At 63.5% G+C, this 22,581-nt stretch carries 24 protein-coding genes, 1 tRNA gene and 1 riboswitch; of the genes, 7 read left to right on the top strand and 18 right to left on the bottom strand.

Translation table 11 applies throughout. From position 1 onward, the window contains the following. The first annotated feature begins 42 nt into the window (after positions 1-42). The 3 genes from MESCI2_RS0100255 to MESCI2_RS1000000136390 all read left to right on the top strand — a co-directional run bounded on the left by MESCI2_RS0100255 (position 43) and on the right by MESCI2_RS1000000136390 (position 1,582). Positions 43-846: a creatininase family protein gene (locus MESCI2_RS0100255; protein WP_027034781.1), complete on the top strand. Its 804-nt coding sequence runs from the start codon at positions 43-45 to the stop codon at positions 844-846. Positions 847-1,031: 185 nt separating this feature from the next. After that, complete coding sequence (locus tag MESCI2_RS0100260) at positions 1,032-1,286, top strand: type II toxin-antitoxin system ParD family antitoxin (RefSeq protein ID WP_027034782.1); 255 nt, start codon at positions 1,032-1,034, stop codon at positions 1,284-1,286. Then, positions 1,286-1,582, top strand: a complete 297-nt coding sequence (locus tag MESCI2_RS1000000136390; RefSeq protein WP_081738553.1) for a type II toxin-antitoxin system RelE/ParE family toxin — start codon at positions 1,286-1,288, stop codon at positions 1,580-1,582. Before MESCI2_RS0100260 ends, MESCI2_RS1000000136390 begins: the two co-directional genes overlap by 1 nt. A 14-nt stretch (positions 1,583-1,596) precedes the next feature. Here the strand turns inward: MESCI2_RS1000000136390 and MESCI2_RS0100270 are convergent, their stop codons facing one another. Beyond that, positions 1,597-2,106 carry a tyrosine phosphatase family protein gene (locus tag MESCI2_RS0100270; protein WP_027034784.1) on the bottom strand — a complete coding sequence of 170 codons (510 nt, stop codon included), beginning with the start codon at positions 2,104-2,106 and terminating at the stop codon, positions 1,597-1,599. After that, positions 2,103-3,152, bottom strand: coding sequence for a threonine-phosphate decarboxylase CobD (cobD, locus tag MESCI2_RS0100275; protein ID WP_027034785.1), 1,050 nt, complete (start codon positions 3,150-3,152; stop codon positions 2,103-2,105). The genes MESCI2_RS0100270 and cobD overlap by 4 nt, the downstream gene beginning before the upstream one ends. On the opposite strand from cobD, the gene cbiB reads away from it, so the two are divergent. Beyond that, positions 3,151-4,119, top strand: a complete 969-nt coding sequence (cbiB, locus tag MESCI2_RS0100280) for an adenosylcobinamide-phosphate synthase CbiB (RefSeq protein ID WP_027034786.1) — start codon at positions 3,151-3,153, stop codon at positions 4,117-4,119. The genes cobD and cbiB overlap by 2 nt on opposite strands. 330 nt (positions 4,120-4,449) lie before the next feature. Here the strand turns inward: cbiB and cobO are convergent, their stop codons facing one another. The 4 genes from cobO to MESCI2_RS0100300 are packed head-to-tail and all read right to left on the bottom strand — an operon-like array spanning position 4,450 to position 6,530. Next, on the bottom strand, positions 4,450-5,064 hold the full coding sequence (gene cobO, locus MESCI2_RS0100285) for a cob(I)yrinic acid a,c-diamide adenosyltransferase (protein WP_027034787.1): 615 nt from the start codon (positions 5,062-5,064) through the stop codon (positions 4,450-4,452). A 1-nt stretch (position 5,065) separates the two neighbouring features. Then, positions 5,066-5,581: a bifunctional adenosylcobinamide kinase/adenosylcobinamide-phosphate guanylyltransferase gene (gene cobU / locus MESCI2_RS0100290; protein ID WP_027034788.1), complete on the bottom strand. Its 516-nt coding sequence runs from the start codon at positions 5,579-5,581 to the stop codon at positions 5,066-5,068. Further along, a complete protein-coding gene (locus tag MESCI2_RS0100295; protein ID WP_027034789.1) occupies positions 5,574-6,335 on the bottom strand; it encodes a CbtA family protein in 762 nt (253 codons plus the stop codon). Before MESCI2_RS0100295 ends, cobU begins: the two co-directional genes overlap by 8 nt. A 15-nt stretch (positions 6,336-6,350) precedes the next feature. Next, the gene (locus MESCI2_RS0100300) at positions 6,351-6,530 is read right to left on the bottom strand and encodes a CbtB domain-containing protein (RefSeq protein WP_027034790.1); all 180 of its coding nucleotides are present in this window, start codon (positions 6,528-6,530) and stop codon (positions 6,351-6,353) included. Between the two features lie 36 nt (positions 6,531-6,566). Continuing rightward, a riboswitch (cobalamin riboswitch) is annotated at positions 6,567-6,772 on the bottom strand. A gap of 200 nt (positions 6,773-6,972) precedes the next feature. Between MESCI2_RS0100300 and MESCI2_RS0100305 the strand changes: the two genes are divergently transcribed. Beyond that, complete coding sequence (locus MESCI2_RS0100305; protein WP_027034791.1) at positions 6,973-7,971, top strand: heparan-alpha-glucosaminide N-acetyltransferase; 999 nt, start codon at positions 6,973-6,975, stop codon at positions 7,969-7,971. Then, a complete protein-coding gene (locus tag MESCI2_RS0100310; RefSeq protein ID WP_027034792.1) occupies positions 7,968-8,444 on the top strand; it encodes a methyltransferase family protein in 477 nt (158 codons plus the stop codon). Before MESCI2_RS0100305 ends, MESCI2_RS0100310 begins: the two co-directional genes overlap by 4 nt. 316 nt (positions 8,445-8,760) lie before the next feature. Here the strand turns inward: MESCI2_RS0100310 and MESCI2_RS0100315 are convergent, their stop codons facing one another. The 3 genes from MESCI2_RS0100315 to MESCI2_RS0100325 all read right to left on the bottom strand — a co-directional run bounded on the left by MESCI2_RS0100315 (position 8,761) and on the right by MESCI2_RS0100325 (position 10,997). After that, positions 8,761-9,147 carry a MerR family transcriptional regulator gene (locus MESCI2_RS0100315; RefSeq protein ID WP_027034793.1) on the bottom strand — a complete coding sequence of 129 codons (387 nt, stop codon included), beginning with the start codon at positions 9,145-9,147 and terminating at the stop codon, positions 8,761-8,763. A 156-nt stretch (positions 9,148-9,303) separates the two neighbouring features. Next, on the bottom strand, positions 9,304-10,722 hold the full coding sequence (gene mgtE / locus MESCI2_RS0100320) for a magnesium transporter (RefSeq protein WP_027034794.1): 1,419 nt from the start codon (positions 10,720-10,722) through the stop codon (positions 9,304-9,306). A 190-nt stretch (positions 10,723-10,912) separates the two neighbouring features. Then, positions 10,913-10,997: transfer RNA gene (locus MESCI2_RS0100325), tRNA-Leu, on the bottom strand. A gap of 235 nt (positions 10,998-11,232) precedes the next feature. On the opposite strand from MESCI2_RS0100325, the gene lipB reads away from it, so the two are divergent. Beyond that, positions 11,233-11,976 carry a lipoyl(octanoyl) transferase LipB gene (gene lipB / locus MESCI2_RS0100330; protein ID WP_027034795.1) on the top strand — a complete coding sequence of 248 codons (744 nt, stop codon included), beginning with the start codon at positions 11,233-11,235 and terminating at the stop codon, positions 11,974-11,976. 11 nt (positions 11,977-11,987) lie between these two features. Here the strand turns inward: lipB and MESCI2_RS0100335 are convergent, their stop codons facing one another. From MESCI2_RS0100335 to nuoN, 9 genes are all read right to left on the bottom strand, one after another. Then, positions 11,988-13,238, bottom strand: a complete 1,251-nt coding sequence (locus MESCI2_RS0100335) for a peptidase M50 (protein WP_027034796.1) — start codon at positions 13,236-13,238, stop codon at positions 11,988-11,990. A 514-nt stretch (positions 13,239-13,752) separates the two neighbouring features. Continuing rightward, positions 13,753-14,481, bottom strand: a complete 729-nt coding sequence (locus tag MESCI2_RS0100345) for an ABC transporter ATP-binding protein (protein ID WP_197031499.1) — start codon at positions 14,479-14,481, stop codon at positions 13,753-13,755. Then, the gene (locus MESCI2_RS0100350) at positions 14,433-15,719 is read right to left on the bottom strand and encodes a lipoprotein-releasing ABC transporter permease subunit (RefSeq protein WP_027034797.1); all 1,287 of its coding nucleotides are present in this window, start codon (positions 15,717-15,719) and stop codon (positions 14,433-14,435) included. Before MESCI2_RS0100350 ends, MESCI2_RS0100345 begins: the two co-directional genes overlap by 49 nt. Beyond that, positions 15,716-17,044 carry a proline--tRNA ligase gene (proS, locus tag MESCI2_RS0100355; protein WP_027034798.1) on the bottom strand — a complete coding sequence of 443 codons (1,329 nt, stop codon included), beginning with the start codon at positions 17,042-17,044 and terminating at the stop codon, positions 15,716-15,718. Before proS ends, MESCI2_RS0100350 begins: the two co-directional genes overlap by 4 nt. Positions 17,045-17,678: 634 nt before the next feature. After that, positions 17,679-17,963: a DUF1467 family protein gene (locus tag MESCI2_RS0100360; protein ID WP_027034799.1), complete on the bottom strand. Its 285-nt coding sequence runs from the start codon at positions 17,961-17,963 to the stop codon at positions 17,679-17,681. Then, positions 17,960-18,364: a methylmalonyl-CoA epimerase gene (gene mce, locus MESCI2_RS0100365; protein WP_027034800.1), complete on the bottom strand. Its 405-nt coding sequence runs from the start codon at positions 18,362-18,364 to the stop codon at positions 17,960-17,962. The genes MESCI2_RS0100360 and mce overlap by 4 nt, the downstream gene beginning before the upstream one ends. 154 nt (positions 18,365-18,518) lie before the next feature. Further along, entirely contained in the window at positions 18,519-20,189 is a 1,671-nt protein-coding gene (locus MESCI2_RS0100370; RefSeq protein WP_027034801.1) for a ribonuclease J, read from the bottom strand. Positions 20,190-20,307: 118 nt separating this feature from the next. After that, positions 20,308-21,129 (bottom strand): biotin--[acetyl-CoA-carboxylase] ligase, encoded by an 822-nt coding sequence (locus MESCI2_RS0100375; protein WP_023812378.1) that lies wholly within the window; start codon positions 21,127-21,129, stop codon positions 20,308-20,310. Positions 21,130-21,134: 5 nt separating this feature from the next. Beyond that, complete coding sequence (nuoN, locus tag MESCI2_RS0100380; protein WP_027034802.1) at positions 21,135-22,571, bottom strand: NADH-quinone oxidoreductase subunit NuoN; 1,437 nt, start codon at positions 22,569-22,571, stop codon at positions 21,135-21,137. Positions 22,572-22,581 lie beyond the last annotated feature (10 nt).

Genomic DNA, 22,581 nt, shown 5'->3' on the forward strand with positions numbered 1-22,581 from the left:
GCTTGCCGCGCTAGGTCTGCCTGACCATTGATGAGGCGTGACATGACCGTACCCAAAAGACGCGTGTGGTGGGGTGACTACCGGACCACCGAATACGCCTCGATCGACCCGGAGGCGACCATCGCCGTGCTGCCGGTGGCGGCGATCGAGCAGCATGGCCCGCATCTGCCTGTCTCGACCGACACCTCGATCATGAACGGCATGCTCGACACGGTGATTTCCCGCCTGCCCGACGATCTCGACATCCGCATCCTGCCGGTCCAGGCAGTGGGCAAGTCGAACGAGCATCTTCACGCACCGGGCACCCTCACTTTGCCGGCGACCACGCTGGTCGAAGCCTGGACCGAACTCGGGCTGTCGATCGCGCGCGCCGGGGTGCGCAAGCTGGTCGTCGTCAATTCGCATGGCGGCAACGAGGAGATCATGGGCATCGTCACGCGCGAATTGCGCGTGCGCGAAAAAATGCTGGCGGTGAAGACAAGCTGGCAACGCTTTGGCCGCCCGGCCGGCATGTATACCGAGCTCGAGGACCGCCACGGCATCCATGGCGGCGATGTCGAGACCTCGCTGATGCTGCATTTCCGACCCGACCTTGTCGACATGGGCAAGGCCGACAATTTCGTATCCAACGTCGCCAAGGCCGAGAAGGAATTCTCGCTGCTGCGCCACACCGGCACCCACGCCTTTGCCTGGATCGCTGGCGATCTCAACCCGAACGGCGTGGTCGGCGATGCCAGCATTGCGACGGCTGAGAAGGGCCGGCTGACGGCAGAATATCAGGCCGACGGCTTCATCAGCCTGCTCAGGGATGTGCGCAAGGCGAAGCTCGCGGAGTGGTTGACGTAGCCTCCAAACCAGTGGCCTGGCATCGAAAGGCAAGCGCTGTCATCGCTATTCCAGATCCTCTTGAACAAACGAGGCGACGGAGGAGCGGATCAGACAATCGCGCTTTCGCACCGGAGATTTCCGCACAAGAGATTTTGACAAACTTTGCCAAAATGGACCATACTGGACGGGATATGGAGGCCAGTATGGCAACAATGAACGTATCATTGCCCAACACGATGAAGGATTGGGTTGAGGCGCAAACCGAAACGGGCCGCTACGCCAACGCGAGCGACTATGTGCGCGATTTGATCCGTCGGGATCAGGAGCGCAACGACAAGATTGCCGCCATGCAGCGCTTTGTCGATGATGGCTTGAAGAGTGGCATCGGCAATCGATCCAGGGATGCGCTTTTCACGGAGGCGGTTAAACGCGCTGGAAAGCCATCCGGCAATAGGTAGTGGGATTTCGCCTTTCTTTAGCTGCGGAAGAGGACATTGTCGGTATTGCCGAGCAAGGAGTGCGCCTGTTCGGCGCTGTGCAGGCCAGACAGTATCATGACGAGTTGTTCGCAATCTTCGACCTGATCGCTGCCAGTCCCCGAATAGCGCGGGAGCGGCTTGAATTGGCGCCACCGATGCGTATCCATCCTTTCAAAGCCCATCTTGTCGTCTACCGGATCGAAGCCGACGATGACGTGTTCATTGTCCGGGTACGCCACGGGCATGAAGATTGGGCGAATGAAGGCACTCGATAACCCAACAGAGGCAGCTAGCTGTCGATCTTCAGCGCGAATGGCGTCCCTTCGAAAGCGTCGGCGCCGCGCCCGATCGCCTGGATCGCCTCGATCATGCGGCCGTTGCGATCAAGCAACGCATCGGCCACCGCGATCAGTCGCGGATTGGGCGTTGCCGAAGGCGACAGCACCCGCAACGTCCGCGCCAACTCGGCCTCGTCGCGCTTCGGCGCCAATGCGGCCGCGATGATATAGGCCGAAGCCGTCGAGCGGCTGATGCCGGCATAGCAATGCACGAGCATCGGCCTTGCCCGGTCCCAGCGGCGCGCGAAATCGAGCAAATTGCGGACATGCTCCTCGCCCGGCATGGTCATGCCGTCCTGCGCCATCGCGATGTCGTGCATGACCAGATGCAGATGATTCTCTCGGGCGATCGAGGCCGGCCGCACCACCTCCGTTCCGGCGGCGAGCAGCGAAAGCATGCGGTCGGCGCCGGTCCTGGCCACGGTTTCCTCGATCTTTGCCAGCGAGCAGACGTGGATCATTGTTTTGAACCCTTCGATTGATCCTCGCGCCGCGACGCCCATTCGGCAAGAGCGGTTTCAAGCCGCTGCCACTCCTCGTCATTCCCCGGCAGGCCGGCGCGCAGAACGTCAGGCCGTTCGGCGAAATGACGAAGCACGATGCCACACGCGCCAAGTGCTGAAAACAGATCGGCGGCATCGGCCAAGCGGAGATAGCGAAACAGTGTGGTGCCACCAGCAACAGGAATGCCGAAGCGGCCGAACAGCGCATCGAGCCGCGCCGAAGCACCCGCAAGGGACGATCGCATCGCGTCCTGCCAGCCGATGTCGGCTAGCGCGCGGATGCCATATTCCAGCGCCGGGCCGGCGACGGCCCATGGTCCGAATTGCATTTCCAGCCTTTCGACCGTCGCAGCATCGGAAAGTGCAAAACCGAGCCGCAGGCCGGCCAGACCAAAGAACTTGCCGAACGAGCGCAGCACGACGATGCCGCCCTGGCCGACATCGCCGCAGAGGCTATGCTCGCGCGGCCCGACATCCATGAACGCCTCGTCGACAACCAGCAGCCCGCCCTTGGCGCGCAATCCGGCAGCCAGAGCCAGCAACCGGTCGCGCTCGATGACACGTCCATCCGGATTGTTCGGATTGACGATGATGGCGAGGTCGGCGTCCGCCAACGCTTCGAAATTGTCGACCTCCGCCACCTGGTGCCCGGCGATCGCGGCGGCGCGGGCATGTTCGGCGTAGGTCGGACCCAGCACCAGCGCCTTGCCGGGGCCAATCAGCGATGCGACGCGCGGCAACAGGATCTGCGTGCCCGGTGCCGCCACGACGTTGGCTGGTGAAGGCGCGCCGTAAGTACTGGCCGCGATTTCTGTCAGCTCACGCGTGCGCGCGGCTTCCGGCAACCGCGACAGCGAGGTGGCGGGCAGGTCGAAAAGCAGGTAGGAGTGCGGATTGATACCGGTCGAGAGGTCGACGAATGGCAGCAGGGCGTTGGGGAAAAGCGCCCTCGCGCGGCCAAGACTTCCACCATGGTCCACAACCGCCCCATTAAGAAGCTTCATGTCAGTCCTGATCGCTTTCCTGTCATTGGCCGTCGAATTCGCCCTCGGTTACCCCGATTGGCTGTTTCGCGCCATCGGCCATCCGGTGACGTGGTTCGGCAGGCTGATATCTTTTCTCGACCGCAGGCTCAACCGCGCCACTGATCCCGACGCGCTGCGTCGCAAGCGCGGTGTCCAGGCGCTGCTGGTCATCGTGCTGGTGCCGGCGGTGATCGCCCTCAGCGTACAGATCCTGTTCTGGTTCGTTCCCATGGGCCTGGTCATCACGGTCCTCCTGGCAACGTCGCTTCTGTCGCAGAAGAGCCTTTATGAGCATGTCGAGGCGGTGGCTGACGCCCTCGACACCGGCGGCCTCGCCTTGGCCCGCCTTGCCGTGTCGCGGATCGTCGGCCGCGACCCTGAAACGCTCGACAGGGCCGGCGTCTGCCGCGCGGCGATCGAGAGCCTGGCCGAGAATTTCTCCGACGGCATCGTCGCCCCCGCCTTCTGGACCGGCATCGGCGGCCTGGCCGGCGGCGCCGCCTACAAGGCCGCCAACACCGCCGATTCGATGATCGGCCACCGCACCCCGCGCCACGAGGCGTTTGGCTGGGCTGCGGCACGCTTCGACGACTGGATCAACCTGCCGGCGTCGCGGCTGACGGCGCTGCTGATCGTGCTGGCGGCGTTCCTCGTCAAAGGCGCTGATGCGAAAAATGCCTGGCATGCGGTATGGCGCGACGCGAAAAAACATCGCTCACCCAATGCCGGCTGGCCGGAAGCTGCGATGGCTGGCGCGCTCGGCCTGGCGCTCGCCGGGCCGCGCAGCTACGGCGGCGTACTGGTTGACGACGTCTTCATGGGCGAAGGCGGGCGGCGCGAAGCCGACAGCCTCGACATCAGGCAGGCGCTGAAACTCTATCGCGTCGCCGACTATCTGCTGATCGCGCTGTTCGGGTTGGTTTCGATTGTCGTCATTCTGGCGTGACCTCACCGCCTCATGAGTTCTCTCCCGAAGGGGAGGAAGAGAGCCGTGCCGCAACAGGCTCGCGCCTTTCCTCTCCCCGTCGATCGGGGGAGAGGTAGCTCGGCGAAGCCGGGAGGGAGTGGGGGTCGACCAGCTCGGCAGTCGCGTTTTCGCATCTGCCGGGTCGCGCCTGCCAGTCTGCGGCCGCGCGTTCGACAAATCGCCGTCCCCCAATCCGTCGCTGCTTCGCAGCGCCACCTTTCCCCCCTCCGGAGGGAAAGGAAGGGAGCCCCGCTGGGAGCGTTGGCGACCAGACTTGAACGGCCTACCCACAGAAAGGGACAACAGATCTCAGAACTCTATCCCCTGCTGCGCTTTCACGCCGGCGGAAAAATGGTGCTTGGTCACGCCCATCTCGGTGACGAGGTCGGCGGCCTCGATCAGCGCCGGCTTGGCGTTGCGGCCGGTGACGACGACATGCAGGCTCTCGCGCCGCGCTTTCAGCGCCGCAACCACTCTGTCGAGATCGAGATAGTCGTAGCGCAGCGCAATGTTCAGTTCGTCGAGCACCAGCAGGCTGATCGACGGATCGGCCATCAGTTCGAGCACCTTGGCCCAGGCGGCTTCGGCGGCTGCGATATCACGCTTCAAATCCTGCGTTTCCCAGGTGAATCCCTCGCCCATCGCGTGCCAGACGACGCGGTCGCCGAAGGCGGCGAACGCATCCTTCTCGCCGGTGTGCCATTTGCCCTTGATGAACTGGACGACACCGACGCGCTTGCCGTAGCCGAGCATCCGCAGCGCCAGGCCGAAGGCGGCCGTGGTCTTGCCCTTGCCGGGGCCGGTGTTGACGATCAGCAACCCCTTCTCGACCGTCTTGCTCGCCACCTCGGCATCCTGCACCGCCTTGCGCTTGGCCATCTTGGCGCGGTGGCGTTCTTCGTCCTTATCGTCGATGTCGGTCATGTCATTTCACCTTGAGCGGCAGCCCCGCCACCATCAGCAGCACCGTATCGGCAATCGCCGCGACCTGCTGGTTGAGCCGGCCGGCGGCATCGCGAAACCGGCGCGCCAGTGCATTGTCCGGCACGATACCCTGGCCGACTTCATTGGACACCACGAACCATGGCCCGCGCGGCCGCGACAGCACCTCCGCCAATCGCCGGCATTCCAGCTCGAAATCGTGTTCGGCCAGCATGTGGTTGGTCAGCCACAGCGTCAGGCAGTCGACAAGCACCGGCCGATCGTCCGGCAAGGCGGCAAGCACGCCGGCGAGATCGAGCGGTGCGTCGATGGTCGTCCAGCCCTCGCCGCGCCGGGATCGGTGCAACGCGATGCGCTCATGCATCTCGTCATCCCAGGCTTGCGCCGTGGCGACATAGGTCCAGGGTGGCGGCAAGGCGGTCGCCAGAATTTCGGCGTGCGCGCTCTTGCCGGAGCGCGCACCGCCGATGAGGAAGGTCAGTGTCTTGCGATCAGGCAAAGCTGTCGCGCAGGCTGGTCGCGGTGCCGGTGAAGCGGCCGCGCACCACGCCGACGACCGCGCCGAGCACCAGCCAGAACACCAGATTGGTCACGGTCACCGCCACCACGAACTGGTGATGCAGCCCTTCTGGAATCGCCGTCTCGTAACTGTCGGGCTGCGGTGCACCGACAACATGCGGTGCGACGATCAAAAGGACGGCAAGGATCGCCAGCGGCAGCGACTTGCGAAACGCGATCAGGCCGAGACCGGCAGCCGTTGCCGCCACCGTCGCCCACCACCAGATCTGGCGCTGGGTGAGATCGGCGGCCGGCATGGCCGGCAGTTCCGGCGGCAGGCCGAGGCCCGGTGCCAGCGTGAACACGGCAAAGCCGGCCAGGCCCCAGAACACGCCCTGGCGCCAGCCACCGATGCCGCCGGCGAATTCGGAGACCGCGACCAGGATCAAGGCGAAGCCGATGCCGGTGACGATGTTGGCAAGCACGCTGAAGGCGAAACGCTCGAAACCGTCTGCCGGCGCCCAGCCTTCGTCTGCCGGAGCGGCTTCCGCCGCCGGTGCAGTTGTGCTCATGGCGTTGCTATCCGTTGCGGCCGGAGCGGCATGGTCATGGTGATGCCCGCCTCCGGCCTGTTCGTAGACTTCCGCCTTCAGGATCAGCGGCACGGTGGCGTAGGCCTGCAGGCAGGCGAGGACGACGCCGGCCACGAGCCCTGCGATCGCCGCGATGAACACGACGTTGCGAAACAGGTTCATGATGTCAGCCCCTCGTCAGTGGCAGGGAAACGCCATCGAATGGCGATAGTCGTGAGCCGCATTGTGGACCGCATCGATATGCGAGAAGCCGACAAAGCCCATCACGAAAATGCCGAGCAGCCCGGCGAGCGCGAGCTGCATGAAGCGCGACTGCGAGGAGACGGAGGCGCCGAGGGAGACGGAAGCGGTAGTCATGTCTTGTCCTTTCGCCCTCCACCCGAGGGCATCGAAGTCAGTTTCCTGTCGCCGGCAGGTCTCCTGGCTCACGGATCAGCGTCCTTCCCCACCTTCCCGAAGAAAAATCTTCAGTGGCATATGGAGAGGACTACCGCACACAGTTGCGGGGGCAGCCACGGCATTGGGCGAAAACTCGCCCTCACCGCATTCCCTCTTGGCTCCAAAATGGAACCGGCGACACCGGCGACTATAGGCAGAATCCTCGCCTCCGGCAAACCAAATTCCGCCGGCAACCATCGCGAATGCGTCGTGCCGATGCAGGATCGCCGGCGCGGTGATTGGCAAATTTCCTGGCTTCCCGGCGCTGGCCCAATGCCGCGGCTGATCAGAGCTCCCGGTCTTCTTTTGTCCGGGGCAACCGTGATAGTCCTCCAGCGGGGCTGAATCAGAATGCGAGACCATGAGCATCCAAACGCCGACCGCACCCGTTCAGGATCGACCAAAGCGCATCGTCGCCATCGACATCGCGCGCGGTATCGCGCTGATCGCCATGGCGAGCTACCATTTCACCTGGGATCTGGAGTTCTTCGGCTACACCGATCCCGGCCTGACCGCCTTCGGCTGGTGGAAGATCTACGCGCGCTGCATCGCCTCGGCCTTCCTGTTCCTGGTCGGCGTCAGCCTGTACCTCGCCCATGGCCAAAAAATCCGCTGGAACGGCTTCTGGAAGCGATTTGCCATGGTCGCCGGAGCCGCTATCGCGATTTCGGTCGTCACCCGCATCGCCACCCCGGACGGCTTTATTTTCTTCGGCATCTTGCACGAGATCGCGCTGGCCAGCCTGCTCGGCCTTGCCTTCCTGCGCCTGCCGGCGCTGCTGACGCTTGTCGTCGCCGCGCTCGTCATCGCCGCCCCCGTCTATCTGCGTTTCGAGGCCTTCGATCACCCATGGCTGTGGTGGGTCGGCCTGTCGGCGACCAATCCGCGCTCCAACGACTACGTTCCGCTGTTTCCGTGGTTCGGCGCCGTGCTTGCGGGCATCGCGGTGACGAAACTCGCCGCCGGTTCCGGCCTGCTTGCCCGGCTTGCCAATCTGGCGCCCGGTCGCTTGGCCAACCCGCTGGTCTTCATCGGCCGGCACAGCCTGGCCTTCTATTTGATTCACCAGCCATTGCTCATCGGCTGCGTCTGGCTGTTCTCGCAGATCATGCCGGCACAGGTCGAAACCCCGCAGGTGAATTTCCTCAAAACCTGCCAGCTGTCCTGTGAGCAGTCGCGCGACACCGAGTTCTGTACGAGCTACTGTGTCTGCATGCTCGATACGCTCGAGGGCGAGGCCACGCTTGATCGGCTCTACAACAACGACCAGACTGCGGAATGGAAGGCACATTTGTCCGATCTTGCCGGCATGTGCACCGCCAAAACCGACAGCAGATTGACGGAGGAAGGGGTCAAATGACCGAAAACCAGCCGAAGCCGGGGCTCATACCGTGGCCGCCGCTGATCTACATCGCCGCGATCGCCATCAGCATCGCGCTGGGCTTGCTCTACCCCCTGCCCTGGATCGGCGACCTGCTGGGCGATATCCTGTTCGCCGCCGGCTGGGTGGCGCTGTTTGCCGTCGCCGCGCTCTGGTTCACCGCGATCCGCACCATGATCCGGGCCAAGACCACGCTCAACCCCAACGCAGTGCCCGATCACCTCGTCACCACGGGTCCCTTCGGCATCACCCGCAACCCGATGTACCTGGCCAACACGCTGCTGTTGATCGGCGTCGCCCTTGTCTCGGGCATCGTGTGGTTCCTGCCACTGGCGTTCATCGCCGCCTATGCCACGCAGAAGGTGGCGATCGAAGGCGAGGAAAAGGTGCTGGCGGCAAAGTTCGGCAAGAAATACCGCGACTACGCGAAACGCGTGCGCCGCTGGATTTGAGCTGGCGTTCTGGTTTCCATCGCGTAGAGGTTTTGACAGGTGCACACTTCGGCGATTAGCCTAAGTCTTGCGAACTTCGTCATCCTAGGGCGAAGCAGGAGCGCAGCTCCGTCGCGGAGACCCTAGGATCCATGCCGTGACCTCGGTCGAGGAGTGCAGCGGAGCAAAGTTCTGCGCCGTCGCGGCGCATTGAAGTCATGGCATGGATCCTAGGGTCTGCGCCGCGTCGCTACGCTCCTTGCTCCGCCCTAGGATGACGAAGGAATGGACGTTTCCGCTAATTCCGAACGCTAACGCCCGACAGAATCCAGTCCGCTCAGGTATTCACGCCAAGCTCGACCAGCCGCTCCACACAAGACTCCTCGGCCTGGTCGAGTTCAGCCAGCGTCTCCTCGAGGTCGCGGCGCTTCTGCCGGAGATCCTCGCGCTTTTCCTCGATGCGCTTGATCATCAGGTTGAGCTGGCCGACTTCGCCGGGCGGCTCCCTGTACATCTGGATGATTTCGCGGATCTCGTTGATCGAGAAGCCAAGCCTTTTGCCGCGCATGATCTGGCGGATGAGGTGCCGGTCGGAGGGGCGAAACAGCCGCGTGCGGCCACGCCGCACCGGCTGCACCAGCCCTTCGTCCTCGTAAAAGCGCAGCGTCCGCGTCGACACGTCGAACTCGCGGGTCAGCTCGGTGATCGAATAATATTCTCGCATTGCCACTCCCGCACGCCGAAACTCCGGGCGACCGCCATGCCGGCGTCACCCTTCTGTCCCGAACCAAAACCCATGCCATGCCGGAATCGACATGGCGCCCCGCGCGAGCCTCGCACGGCATTTACGTAAAAGTCAATTGAACCAAGAGGCCTGCCTTCAGGGCACACCGAACCACCATGTGGCGATGCCGAGAAAGGCAAAGAAGCCGACGACATCGGTGACCGTGGTGACGAAAACCGCCGAAGCGACCGCCGGATCGATCTTGTAACGGTCGAGCAGCAGCGGGATCAGGATGCCGGCCAGGGCGGCCACGAACATGTTGATGATCATCGCCGCCGCGATGATGCCGCCCAGATTGGGGTCACGGAACCAAGCTGCCGCAACGATGCCGATCAGGATGGCGAAGACGATGCCGTTGATGAAGCCGACACCCATCTCGCGGCGGATGATGCGGCCGGCATTGTAGATGTCGAGATCCCTGGTCGCCAATGCCCGCACGGTGACGGTCATGGTTTGCGAGCCGGCATTGCCGCCCATGCCGGCGACGATCGGCATCAGCACCGCCAGTGCCACGATATGTTCGATCGTGCGGTCGAACAGGCTGATCACCGACGCGGCCAGGAACGCGGTCAGAAGGTTGATCAGCAGCCACGGAACGCGGGAGCGCGAGGTCGAAAGGATGCTGTCGGAAAGCTCTTCGTCGCCGACGCCGCCCATGCGCATCAGATCTTCCTCGGCCTCCTGCTGGATGACGTCGACGACATCGTCGATGGTCAGCACGCCAACCAGCCGTTCGTTCTCGTCGACGACGGCGGCCGACAAAAGATCGTACTGCTCGAATTCCCGCGCCGCCTCTTCCTGGTCCATGGTGGCGGGAATGGCGTGCCGCGTCTCGTGCATCACCTCCTCGACCTTGACCGAACGCTTGGTGCGCAGGATCTGGTCGAGGTCGATGGCGCCGAGCAGCTTGAAGCTCGGATCGATGACGAAAATCTGGCTGAAGCGCTCGGGAAGGTTGTTGTCCTCGCGCATGTAGTCGATGGTCTGGCCGATCGTCCAGAACGGCGGAACCGCGACGAACTCGGTCTGCATGCGGCGGCCGGCCGTCTCTTCGGGATAATCAAGCGAGCGGCGCAGCCTGATCCGCTCGGTGAACGGCAGTTGCGACAGGATCTCGTCCTGGTCTTCCTGGTCGAGATCCTCGAGAATGTAGACGGCGTCGTCGGAATCGAGCTCCTGCACCGCCTGTGCGATCTGCGCATTGGGCAGATTGTCGACGATCTCCATACGGATCGCCTCGTCGACCTCCGTCAGCGAGGAGAAGTCGAAATCGGCGCCCAGGAGTTCGACCAGCGCGCGGCGCTGTTCGGGATGCAGCGCCTCGAGCAGGTCGCCGAGCTCCGACTGGTGCAGGTCGTCGACTTCATGCTTGAGGGTCAGCGTGTCACGGTCGGCGATCGCCGCGCCAATCCGCGCCAGGAAGGACGAAAGCACGGCGCCGTCCTCGCCATAGATATCGGCGTGGTTGTCCTCGGCGGCCCTGGCGCCGGTCGTCCGTTCGTGCTCGCCTTCCACCAGCGCCTCCCGCCACAAGAATCCCGGAAAAGGTGCAAATCAGGTCTAGAGCATCGGACCCAAAAGGGGAAACCGGTTTTGGGAGAATCCGACGCTCAAAAAGAAAGTGGCGTAAAGTGCGGGAATATCAACGAAATGCGTCCGGCCCGCAGCGGGCGAGACCGGCACAAATCGGATTCTGGGAAGAGAATGGTGCGGTCGAGAAGACTCGAACTTCCACGGGTTGCCCCACAGCGACCTCAACGCTGCGCGTCTACCAATTCCGCCACGACCGCACGTGGTAGAGCCGGAACCGACCGGCTCGCGGCGTGTAGCAAATCGTTTCCGGTGAAACAAGTGCACGGCAAGCAATAATGTCAGGCGATTGGCATAATGCTCCACAGGGCCCGAAAGCAGCGCCGGAACTGGACGTTTGCGCCTGATATCGCCATATGGAAGGCAAGTTGATGTCACCCAAAGGTGCGGCGCGGTTTTGGGACGCGACATGCATAAGCGAAAAGACGATACGCCATGCCCGAACGCAGCCAGATCGCCACGTCGTTCCTGCCGCTTCCCGGTTCAGCACCGGTCGAATGGCTGATCGAACCCGGCCTCACCGCCTATCCCGAAGCACTTGCCTTCATGGAGGCGCGCGCCGAGGCGATCCGCAGCGGGGCTGCCGGCGAAATGGTCTGGCTGGTCGAACACCCGCCGCTCTACACGGCCGGCACCAGCGCCCGCGGCGAGGATCTGATCGACGCCAGCCGCTTCCCGGTGTTTTCGGCCGGCCGCGGCGGCGAGTACACCTATCATGGGCCTGGCCAGCGGGTCGCTTACGTCATGCTTGACCTGAAGCGGCGGCGCGAGGACGTCCGCGCCTTCGTCGCGGCGCTCGAACAGTGGATCATCGGCACGCTCGCCGCCTTCAATGTGCGGGGCGAGCGCCGCGAGGACCGGGTCGGCGTCTGGGTCGTGCGGCCGGATCGCCCTGCCCTGCCGGACGGCTCGCCGGCCGAGGACAAGATCGCGGCAATAGGCATCCGGCTGCGGCGCTGGGTGAGTTTTCACGGCATCGCCATCAATGTCGAGCCCGATCTCGACCATTTCAGCGGCATCGTGCCTTGCGGCGTGCAGGACCACGGCGTCACCAGCCTCGTCGACCTCGGCCTTCCCCTGGGAATGGCCGACCTTGACCTGGCGCTGAAATCCGCCTTCGAGGATGTGTTCGGTCCCGCCACGGCCTTGCCTGTCGAAGCCGAGCGCAAGGCCGGCTGATCCGGTACGGCTCAAATCAGTTGGGCGGAGGCCCACAACACGCCATAGCCATGGATGGCGAACACCGCCAGCAACGCCGCCGCCATGGCGAGCCGGTCGATGGTGCGGATCGGCTTCAGCTCGTAACGCGGCTTGACCCCGCTGCTCATCGTCAACAGGCTGAGGGTCGAAAACACCGCTCCCGTCGCGAGCAGGAAGTTGGAGGAAAAGCCGGCCTGCCAGCCGATAGCCAAGAAAGCCGAGAGCAGGAAGAACGAGGCCAGCGCCAGCCCGATCGGCCCCGGACAGATCTGGCGCAGCACCTGGCCACCGTCGAACTTCCACACCGGCACCAGATTGGCGATGTTGAACAGTGCGGCGAAGCCCGCCAGGGTCGCCAGCAGGGCCGCCGCCAGCCGGTGACCTTCCGCGCCGGCAAAGGTGCTGGCAGCGATCACAACCGGCACCAGGAATGCGGAGAAGCCGGCCCCCATCAGCGCCACGAAAGCAACCTCGAAACGGCTGTCATAGGGCCGCCCGCCAATGGCGATGCCGCCGAGCAGCGGAATGAAGATCATCCGTGCCCGGTTGTGGCCCATAAGCCGGAACGCCGCCATATGGCCAAGCTCATGCAGGGCGACCACCGATGTGAGGATCCCGGCCAGTGCCAGGCCGCCGAAGTGAAGTCCGAAGAATGGCCACAGGATCAGCGCCGAAAGCCCGGCAAAGCCGACCTGGCTGAGCGGATGCTCGAACCAGCCGCCCTTGCGATACTTTCCGGTCCGCGCCCAGCGCTGCAGCTTGGAGAGTTCGCGGCGCAGGGCGAAATAGCGGAACACCAGGAAGGCGACGCCGCGATAGCGATCGGTCTGGCTGAGCGTCACCCGCGTGCCGTTGCCCTCGGAAACGAGTTCGGCGGTTTCGGAAAAGTCCTTCCAGAACGAAGCGTCGAGCGCCGTGTCCTCGATGACACGCATCGAGAAGCTGATACCTTCGACGACGTCTTCAAACCGCGACCTGCGTTCGATCGGCTTGCCGTCGCGACCTTCCCACGACAGCGTGATGCGGGCCACGCCCTCGCCGTCCAGCGCCTCGGCGGAAAGGATCTCACCGGACCAGCCGGCATCGCTGCCGAGCGGCCAAAGCGCCTGCCAGAGGCGCTGGCGGTCCGCTGCTATCACGCGGCTGAGCCGGACCGTGCACAGACCAAGCGGCACGGTCATCAAGAGAAAGATCAGCCCGAGATTGCTGGCCACCAGAATGGCCGTGACTATGGGCGACACGCGACGCTGCTCCCTGTCTTTCAGGCACCCTAACGTCGCGGCGGCAAGAAAAGCTTAACGGCGGAGCGGTCTTCGACCGCATAGGACCCACGGCGGCGAACGCCGCCAAATCACATGGCTCCGATCCAGATCGCCATGGAAACAAGGAACGTGCTCATGCAAACCAGTGAGATGACATCCTGAACCAGATCGGTCATAACTCTCTCCTGTTGTTGATATGTTCGCATTTTGTTCTAATTTTGTTTCAAAGTCAACGGGCACGATCCGCCCGCCTCCGGAATTTCCGGGCGATCAAATCGGCAGGGTTAAGGAAAGGTTGATGAGGGCGGCGGTTGGCCAGCGCCGACCAGGGCACGGCGAGACTGGGGTCAGGCCGAGCCGAGAATGGTGGATTTCGAGAACCGGAGCGGAGCGTACTTTTGGGTACGTGAGCACAGTTCTACCGCGACGGGTAGAACGGGAAGCGCAGGAAGCCGCCTTTCGCAGGCCGGCCTCACCCCAGTATCGCCGTGCCCTAAAGCGGCACCACTTTGCCGTCGGCCAGCGTAACACGCCGGTCCATGCGCGATGCCAGTTCGTGATTGTGTGTGGCAATCAGTGCCGCAAGGCCCGATTGCTTGACCAGTGCGGCCAGCGCCTCGAACACATAAGACGCGGTGACCGGGTCGAGATTGCCGGTCGGCTCGTCCGCCAGCAGCACCAGCGGCGCATTGGCCACCGCACGCGCGATGGCGACGCGCTGCTGCTCGCCGCCGGAGAGTTCGGACGGCCGGTGCGACGCGCGCTTGCCGATCTGCATGTAGTCGAGCAGTTGTGCCGCGCGCTCGGCCGCGTCCTTGCGGCTGAGCCCCTTGATGAGCTGCGGCATCATGATGTTTTCCAGCGCCGAGAATTCCGGCAGCAGGTGATGGAACTGGTAGACGAAGCCGACATCGTTGCGGCGTATCGCCGTGCGCTCGTCGTCGGACAGCCGACCGCAGGCACGGCCGGCCAGGATGACGTCGCCGGCGTCGGGACGCTCCAGCAAGCCGGCGGTGTGCAGCAGCGTCGACTTGCCGGTGCCCGACGGCGCCACCAGCGCCACCATCTCGCCACGCTTCAGCGCGAAGTCGGCGCCATTGAGAATGGTGAGCTTGCGCGGCCCCTGGACATAGTGCCGCTCGACACTCTTCAGCTCGATAATGACCTCGGCCACTACTCGTACCTCAAGGCTTCGACCGGATCGAGACGCGCGGCGCGCCATGCCGGGAACACCGTTGCCAGGAAGGACAGGCCGAGCGCCATCAGGACGACATAGGTCGTCTCGCGCGGATCCATCTTCGCCGGCAACTGGCTGAGGAAATAGAGTTCAGGATTGAACAGCACCTTGCCGGTCATCCATGAGAAGAACTGGCGGATGGATTCGATGTTGGTGCAGATCAGCACGCCGAGCAGCACACCGGCGAGCGTGCCGGTCACGCCGATCGCCGCCCCCGTCATCAGGAAGATGCGCAGGATGGCGCCCCGCGACGCCCCCATGGTGCGCAGGATGGCGATGTCGTGGCCCTTATCCTTCACCAGCATGATCAGGCCGGAGATGATGTTCAGCGCCGCCACCAGCACGATCAGCGTCAGGATCATGAACATGACGTTGCGCTCGACCTGCAGCGCGGAGAAGAAGGTCTCGTTGCGCTGACGCCAATCGACCATGTCGATCGGCCGCTGCGCCGCCGCCTCCACCTTCGGTTTCAGCGCATCGACATCGTCTGGATTGTCGACATAGATCTCGATCGTTTGCGCCCGCCCGTCCATGTTGAAATAGAGCTGCGCTTCGGAAAACGGCATGTAGACGATGGAGGTGTCATATTCGGACATGCCGACTTCGAAGATCGCCGCGATCTTGTAGCCCTTCATGCGCGGCGTGGTGCCGATCGGCGTCACGTCGCCGTCGGGCGAAATCAAGGTGATGGTATCGCCAAGCGTCAGGCCGAGATTCTCGGCCATGCGCTTGCCGATGGCAACGCCGTCGCCGGAGTCGAAATCGGCGATCGAACCCTGCTTGATGTTGCTGGCAATGATGGCGATCTTGCTCAGGTCCTCACCGCGTATGCCGCGCACCAGCGCTCCGGTTCCGCCGCCGACATTGCCTTGCGCAAGCACCTGGCCATCGATGAGCGGGATGGCGTATTTGACGCCCGGCACGCCATTGATGCGGCTGGCGACCTGAGCATAGTCCTCCAGCGGCGAATCGAGCGGCTGCACGATCAGGTGGCCGTTGACGCCGAGGATGCGCGTCAAAAGCTCGGCCCTGAAACCGTTCATCACCGCCATGACCACGATCAGCGTGGCAACGCCCAGCATGATGCCGAGGAACGAGATCGAGGCGATCACCGAGATCACCGTCTCCTTCCGCCGCGAGCGCAGATAGCGCCACGCGACCATGCGCTCGAAGATGGAAAAGGGTCCCGCACCCGCCGGTCTTGCCGCCACCGCCTCGCTCATGCGGCGACACCGAAACGCTTCTTCGCGTCCGCGATCGGCAGCGTCTCGCGCTCGCCGGTCTTGCGATTCTTGATCTCGATCTCGCCGGCGGCGACACCACGCGGCCCGACGATCACTTGCCAGGGCAGGCCGATCAGATCGGCGGTGGCGAACTTGCCGCCCGGCCTCTGATCGGTGTCGTCGTAGAGCACGTCCTTGCCGGCGGCGACGAAAGCGGCATGCAGTTCGTCGCAGACGCGGTCGCACTCGGCGTCGCCCGCCTTCATGTTGATCAGCCCGATGTCGAACGGCGCCACCGCCTCCGGCCAGATGATGCCGTTATCGTCATGGCTGGCTTCGATGATCGCAGCGACCAGCCGCGACGGACCGATGCCGTAGGAGCCGCCGGAGACGAAATGATCCTTGCCGTCGGGCCCGGTCACCTTGGCGCCCATGGGCTTGGAATATTTGTCGCCGAAATGGAAGATGTGGCCGACCTCGATGCCGCGCGCCGAAACCTTGTCGCTCTCGCCGATCTTCCCCCACGCCGCCTCGTCATGCATCTCGTCGGTGGCCGCGTATGGTGTCGTCCATGTCTTGACGATGTCGGCGATCTCGCCGTCATTGGCAAAATCGGTGTTGGCGCCGGGCACATCGAGCGAGAGATAGTCGCGGTGGCAGTAGACCTGGCTCTCGCCGGTGTCGGCCAGGATGATGAACTCGTGGCTGAGATCGCCGCCGATCGGCCCGGTGTCGGCCCGCATCGGTATCGCCTGCAGCCCCATGCGCGTAAAAGTCCGGAGATAGGATACGAACATCCTGTTGTAGGCCGCCCTGGCGCCCTCGAAATCGAGGTCGAAGGAATAGGCGTCCTTCATCAGGAACTCGCGCGAACGCATAACGCCGAAGCGCGGCCGCACTTCGTCGCGGAACTTCCACTGGATGTGGTAGAGATTGAGCGGCAGGTCCTTGTAGGACTTCACATAGGCGCGGACGATCTCGGTGACCACTTCCTCATTGGTCGGGCCGTAGAGCATGTCGCGGTCCTGCCGGTCCTTGATGCGCAGCATCTCCTTGCCATAGTCGTCATAGCGGCCGCTTTCGCGCCACAGATCGGCCGACTGGATGGTCGGCATCAGGATTTCCAGCGCGCCGGCGCGATTCTGCTCCTCGCGGATGATGCGGCAGACCTTGTCCAGCACCCGCTTGCCGAGTGGCAGCCACGAGAAACTGCCCTGCCCCTGCTGGCGGATCATGCCGGCGCGCAGCATCAGCCGGTGCGAGACGATCTCGGCCTCGCGCGGATTTTCTTTGAGGATCGGCAGGAAATAGCGCGACAAACGCATGGACAGGTCCGTGAGTGAGAAGGGCCGCGTCAGAATCGGCGCGACTTTGGCTTGCTTGACCCGGCTTCATAGCCATTTCAAGGCGGAATGGGAACCCGGACGCTTCAGCCCGAAAAGCGGCAATCGATTTTCAAAAAGCATGGGGTAGCCGGGATCAGAAGCGTCGCACCGTCCTTCGCCCGCCCAGAAGCCTACGGCGCTGCAAGGCATCCCGGTCACTCTGCGCGTCTTGATGATCGTTCGCCAAGCAACGCCTGCCACACTATTGTGCAGTGCAGCACGAGAATGCCCGTTTCAAGGCAAAATTCTTCGTGACATTTTCATTCGCCTTAGGCTAATGTACCTCGATAACCGAGAGGGTAGAAAAAAATCTGCTCTCCTACGCGGTCAAAGTCTTGGGAGGATGCGATCTAGGCGCGGTTACTCGCTGCCGCCGGAAACCGGAAACAGATCGGACGCGTTTAAATTGCAAGGCCTTGTGCCTTGCATTTTTTTTGTGCAATCATCTGCTTAGCGCAACGCGTTGCCAAACCACCTTACCCAGCGTCAGCGCTCCTCCGGCAGCAAAACAGGACGGAAGCCCTGTTCGAAACCATGCACGCTTTCGACGAGCAAAACCGCCGCTGTCGGGCGTTTATTTGGTTGGAGTTTGGCTGAATTCCGGCACGATGTGCGGGATGTCGTTGAGGCTGTATCCCAGCCCATGCGTCAGGCCATAGAAAATGCCCATCAGGATCGCGGTGGCGATGGTCGTGCGGATCACGGCGCGCAGCATGTGAGGCCCACGCGGCGCGCTCGGAACCGTGCCGAGCGTCACGTCGTGATCGTCGTCCTGCGTCCTCACGCTGAACGGCAGCACGGCGAACAGCACCACCCACCAGGTCGCGAAAAACAGGGCGGTGAACGAAACCCAGCTCATGATTGCTCCAGTTCGATCAGCGTGCCGAAGAAATCCTTCGGATGCAGGAACAGCACCGGCTTGCCGTGCGCGCCGATCTTCGGGTTGCCGTCGCCCAGCACGCGGGCGCCGGCGGCCTTGAGCTGATCGCGCGCGGCCAGGATGTCGTCGACCTCATAGCAAAGGTGATGCATGCCGCCGGAAGGGTTCTTCTCCAGGAAGGCGGCGATCGGCGATCCCTCGCCCAAAGGCTCCAGAAGTTCGACCTTGGTGTTGCCGACATTGACGAACACCACCGTCACCCCGTGCTCCGGTAGCGCCTGCGGCGCCGTCACTTCCGCGCCGAGCGTGTTGCGATAGGCAGCGACGGCGGCCGTAAGGTCCGGCACGGCAAGCGCGACATGGTTCAGACGTCCGAGCATTGGCACTCCCAAACTAAGGGAGTAGGGGAATAGGGGAGTAAGGGAGTAGGGGAAAAGACAGATATATCAACTGTTTGCTCTCCCTACTCCCCTACTCCCCTACTCCCCTACTCCCCTACTCCCCTACTCCCTTACTCCCCTACTCCCTTGTTCGTCACCTCGTGACGAACACCGTCACCAGCGGCTTCTTGCCCCAGGCTTCGTTGGCGGCGCCGCGCACGGCGCGCCGCACTGCTTCCTGCACCAGGTCGAGATCTTTTCGGCGCTGACGGGGAATCGAGTCCACCGCGCCGATTGCCGCATCGATCATGAGATCTTCCAGCGACTCGCCACGGCCATCGGCCTCGGCGACGCCGATGGCGACCAGGTCGGGGTCGCCGGCAAGCTCATATTTGTCGTCCAGCACGACATTGACCGCCACGTGGCCGGCAAAGGACAGCTTGCGCCGGTCGCGGATGCCCATCGCCTGATCGGTGCCGATCAGTCTGCCATCCTTGTAGATTCGGCCGAACGGCACCTGATCCATGATGGTGGCTGGGCCGGGAGCAAGCCTCAGCATGTCACCGTCGCGCACCTGCGCCACCTGGCCGATGCCCGATGTCGACATCAGCGAGCCCTGCGCCACCAGATGTGCCGCCTCGCCATGCACGGGAACGCCGATCTGCGGGCGCACCCATTCATACATCTTGCGCAATTCGCTGCGCCGCGGATGGCCGGAGACATGCACCAGTGCATCGCCGTCCTCGATGATCTTGACGCCAAGATCGATGAGGCGGTTCTTGATCTCGAGGATCGCCTTCTCGTTGCCGGGAATGGTGCGCGAGGAAAACACCACCGTGTCGCCCGCCGTCAGCGACACCGACTTCATCTCTTCGCGCGACAGCTTGGCCAGTGCGGCCAGCGGCTCGCCCTGGCTGCCGGTGCAGATGATGACCAGGTTTTCGCGCGGGATGAAGCCAAAATCCTCCTCGGCGATGAATTCCGGCAGACCGTCCATGTAGCCGAGTTCGCCGGCCACATCGATGACCCGCTTCAGCGAGCGGCCGAGCACCAGGCACTGGCGGCCGGCATCGCGCGCCGCTTTGGCGATCGAGACAATGCGTCCGACATTGGAGGAGAACGTGGTGACGGCGATACGGCCCTTGGCAGCCTGGATGACGCCCTTGAGGCCCTCGCCCACAGCCACTTCCGAAGGCGACTCGCCTTCGCGCAGCGCATTGGTCGAATCGCAGATCAGCGCCAGAACGCCCTTGTCGCCATAGGCGCGGAAACGCGCCTCGTCGGTCTTCGGCCCGATGGTCGGCTCCGGATCGATCTTCCAGTCACCGGTATGGATGACGGTGCCTGCCGGCGAGGTGATCGCCAGCGACATCGGCTCGGGAATCGAGTGCGCGACCGGAATGGCTTCGATCTCGAACGGGCCGACGGTGAATTTTTCGCCCGCCCGGTAGATCGTGACCGGTATTTTCGGCGCGCCCTGCTCGCCTTGCCGCTTGGCCTCCAGCAGGCCGGCGCTGAACGGCGTCATCCAGACCGGCGCCTTCAGCTTCGGCCATGTGTCGAGCAGCGCGCCATAATGGTCTTCATGCGCATGCGTGATGATGATGCCGCGCAGATTGGCGAGGTTCTCCTCGATGAAGCGCGTGTCGGGCAGCACAAGGTCGACGCCCGGCAGGCTGGCATCGGGGAAGGTCACCCCGACATCGATGACGATCCATTCGCGCGCATTGGGCGGCCCGTAGCCGTAAAGAGCGAAGTTCATGCCGATCTCGCCGACGCCGCCGAGCGGCACGAAGACGAGTTCGGCGGTTTCCGCTTTCGCCATGATTTTTCCCTTCCTGGCCCTCAGGCCAAGCCCAAAAAGCAATTCCGGGAAAAGTTTGTAACGGTTTTCCCACCGGAGTTGCGCAAAAACAAACAGCTAGAACCGTTCATGAACGGCCCTATGCCCTGGCCGAAGCGACCGCGCCGAAATGCACATCGCCGGCGGCGATCGTCCGAACCGAACCTTCATCGTCGCGGATCACGAAACGGCAGTCCTCGTCAATGGTCTCAAACACCCCACGCACCACATTACCGTCAATTCTGACAGCAACTTCGCCGCCGAGCCCCGCGGCACGATCGAGCCACCGTCGCCTGACGGCCGCAAGTCCGCGCCCCTCGTCCCACAACCGGGCATTCTCGCTCCAGGCATCCGACAGCGCCAGGAACAGTGTTTCCGCATCGCATGCCGCGCCCAGCGCGCTGAGTGATGTTGCGGGATAGGGCAAATCCTCGGGGTATGCCACCACATTGACGCCTATGCCGACCGCCACCGCGAAACGGCCGCCCTCCAGGATTGCCGATTCCAGCAGGATGCCGGCCAGCTTGGCGCCGGAGGCAAGCACGTCGTTCGGCCATTTGAGTTCGAAACGATTCTTTCCTTCGCTGCCACCGTCGAGGCCGATGGCGATCCGGCCCTTCGGCACCACGGCGTCGAGCGCATCGGCCAGCGCCAGTCCGGCGACGAAGCCCAGCGTCGCGGCAAGGCGAAGCTCTGCCTTGGTGATGACGAGCAGCGTCGCCGCGAGGTTGCCTTCGGGGGTCGCCCAGACGCGGCCGCGCCGGCCACGCCCGCTTTCCTGCTTCTTGGAAACGACCCACAATTTGCCGGGGTCGCCTGCCCTTGCGTGGTCCAGCGCCAACGCATTGGTGGAGCCGACGCTCTCATGCGCCTCGAGCCGGAACCCATCCGACGCCGAGGTTGGAGCCAGCCGAAATGCCATGCCGACTAGAAAAACGTCTTGGCGGCGGCTTCGGCATAGGTACCGATCGGCCCACCGATCAGCACGTAGAACAGCACGAAGGCGCCGGAAACGCCGAGTACGACACGCAATTCCGTCGCCATCGGCACGAAGCCGCCGACCGGTTCGTCGAACCACATGATCTTGATGATGCGCAGGTAGTAATAGGCGCCCACCACCGAGGCCAGCACGCCGATGATCGCCAGCGCATAGAGATTGGCGTTGATGGCGGCGAGGAAGACGTACCATTTCCCCCAGAAGCCGGCGAGCGGCGGAATGCCGGCCAATGAGAACATCAGGATGGTCAGGATCGTCGCCATGATCGGATTGGTCGACGACAGGCCGGCCAGCTCGCTGATCTGCTCGACATTGCCTTCCTTGCGCCGCATGGCGAGGATGAAGGCGAAAGTGCCGAGCGTCATCACCAGATAGATCAGCATGTAGATGGCAACGCCGCGCACGCCGGCCTGGCTGTTGGCGGCAAGGCCGACCAGCGCATAGCCCATATGGCCGATCGAGGAATAGGCCATCAGCCGCTTGATGTTGGTCTGGCCGATGGCGGCGAAAGCACCAAGCGCCATCGAGGCGATCGAGATGAAGACGATGATCTGCTGCCAGTCCGCGGCGATCGGCTTGAACGCGCCCATGGTGACGCGCACCATCAGCGCCATCGCCGCCATCTTCGGGGCCGCCGCCAAAAAGGCCGTCACCGGCGTCGGCGCACCTTCATAGACGTCAGGCGTCCACATGTGGAACGGCACCGCCGAGATCTTGAAGGCAAGGCCGGCCAGCACGAAGACGAGACCGAAGACGAGACCGAGCTGGCGCTCGCCGCTGCCGAGCGCGGACGCGATCTCCTGGAAGCCGGTGTTGCCGGTGTAGCCATAGACCAGGCTGATGCCATAGAGCAGCATGCCCGACGACAGCGCGCCGAGAACGAAATATTTGAGGCCTGCTTCGGTCGACCGCAGATTGTCGCGATTGATCGCGCACAGCACATAGATCGCCAGCGACTGCAGCTCGAGGCCGAGATAGAGGCCGATCATGCTGTTGGCCGAGATCATCAGCATCATGCCGAGCGTGCAGAGCAGCACCAGCACCGGATATTCGAACTTGTCGAAACGCTCCGCCTTGGCGAAACGCATCGACATCACCAGCGTCACCGCCGAGCCGACCAGCGCCAGCACCTTCATGAAGCGGGCGAAGGAATCCTGGATGAAGGCATTGCCGTAAGCGCTGCCCTGCCCGGTCCGGAAGATCAGCCAGGCGCCTGCGATTGCCAGCACGGCAACCGCAAGGCCGGTTACCGTGTTGGCCGTGTTGGCGCGCGAATAGGCTCCGACCATCAGCAGCGCCAGCGCGCCGACGGCAAGGATCAGCTCTGGCGTCGAGAGCGACAGGCTGGAGAGAAGGTCCGGCGTCATGGTTCGCAAA

Source organism: Mesorhizobium ciceri WSM4083 (assembly GCF_000519305.1).
In the GTDB taxonomy this organism is placed as follows: domain Bacteria; phylum Pseudomonadota; class Alphaproteobacteria; order Rhizobiales; family Rhizobiaceae; genus Mesorhizobium; species Mesorhizobium ciceri_B.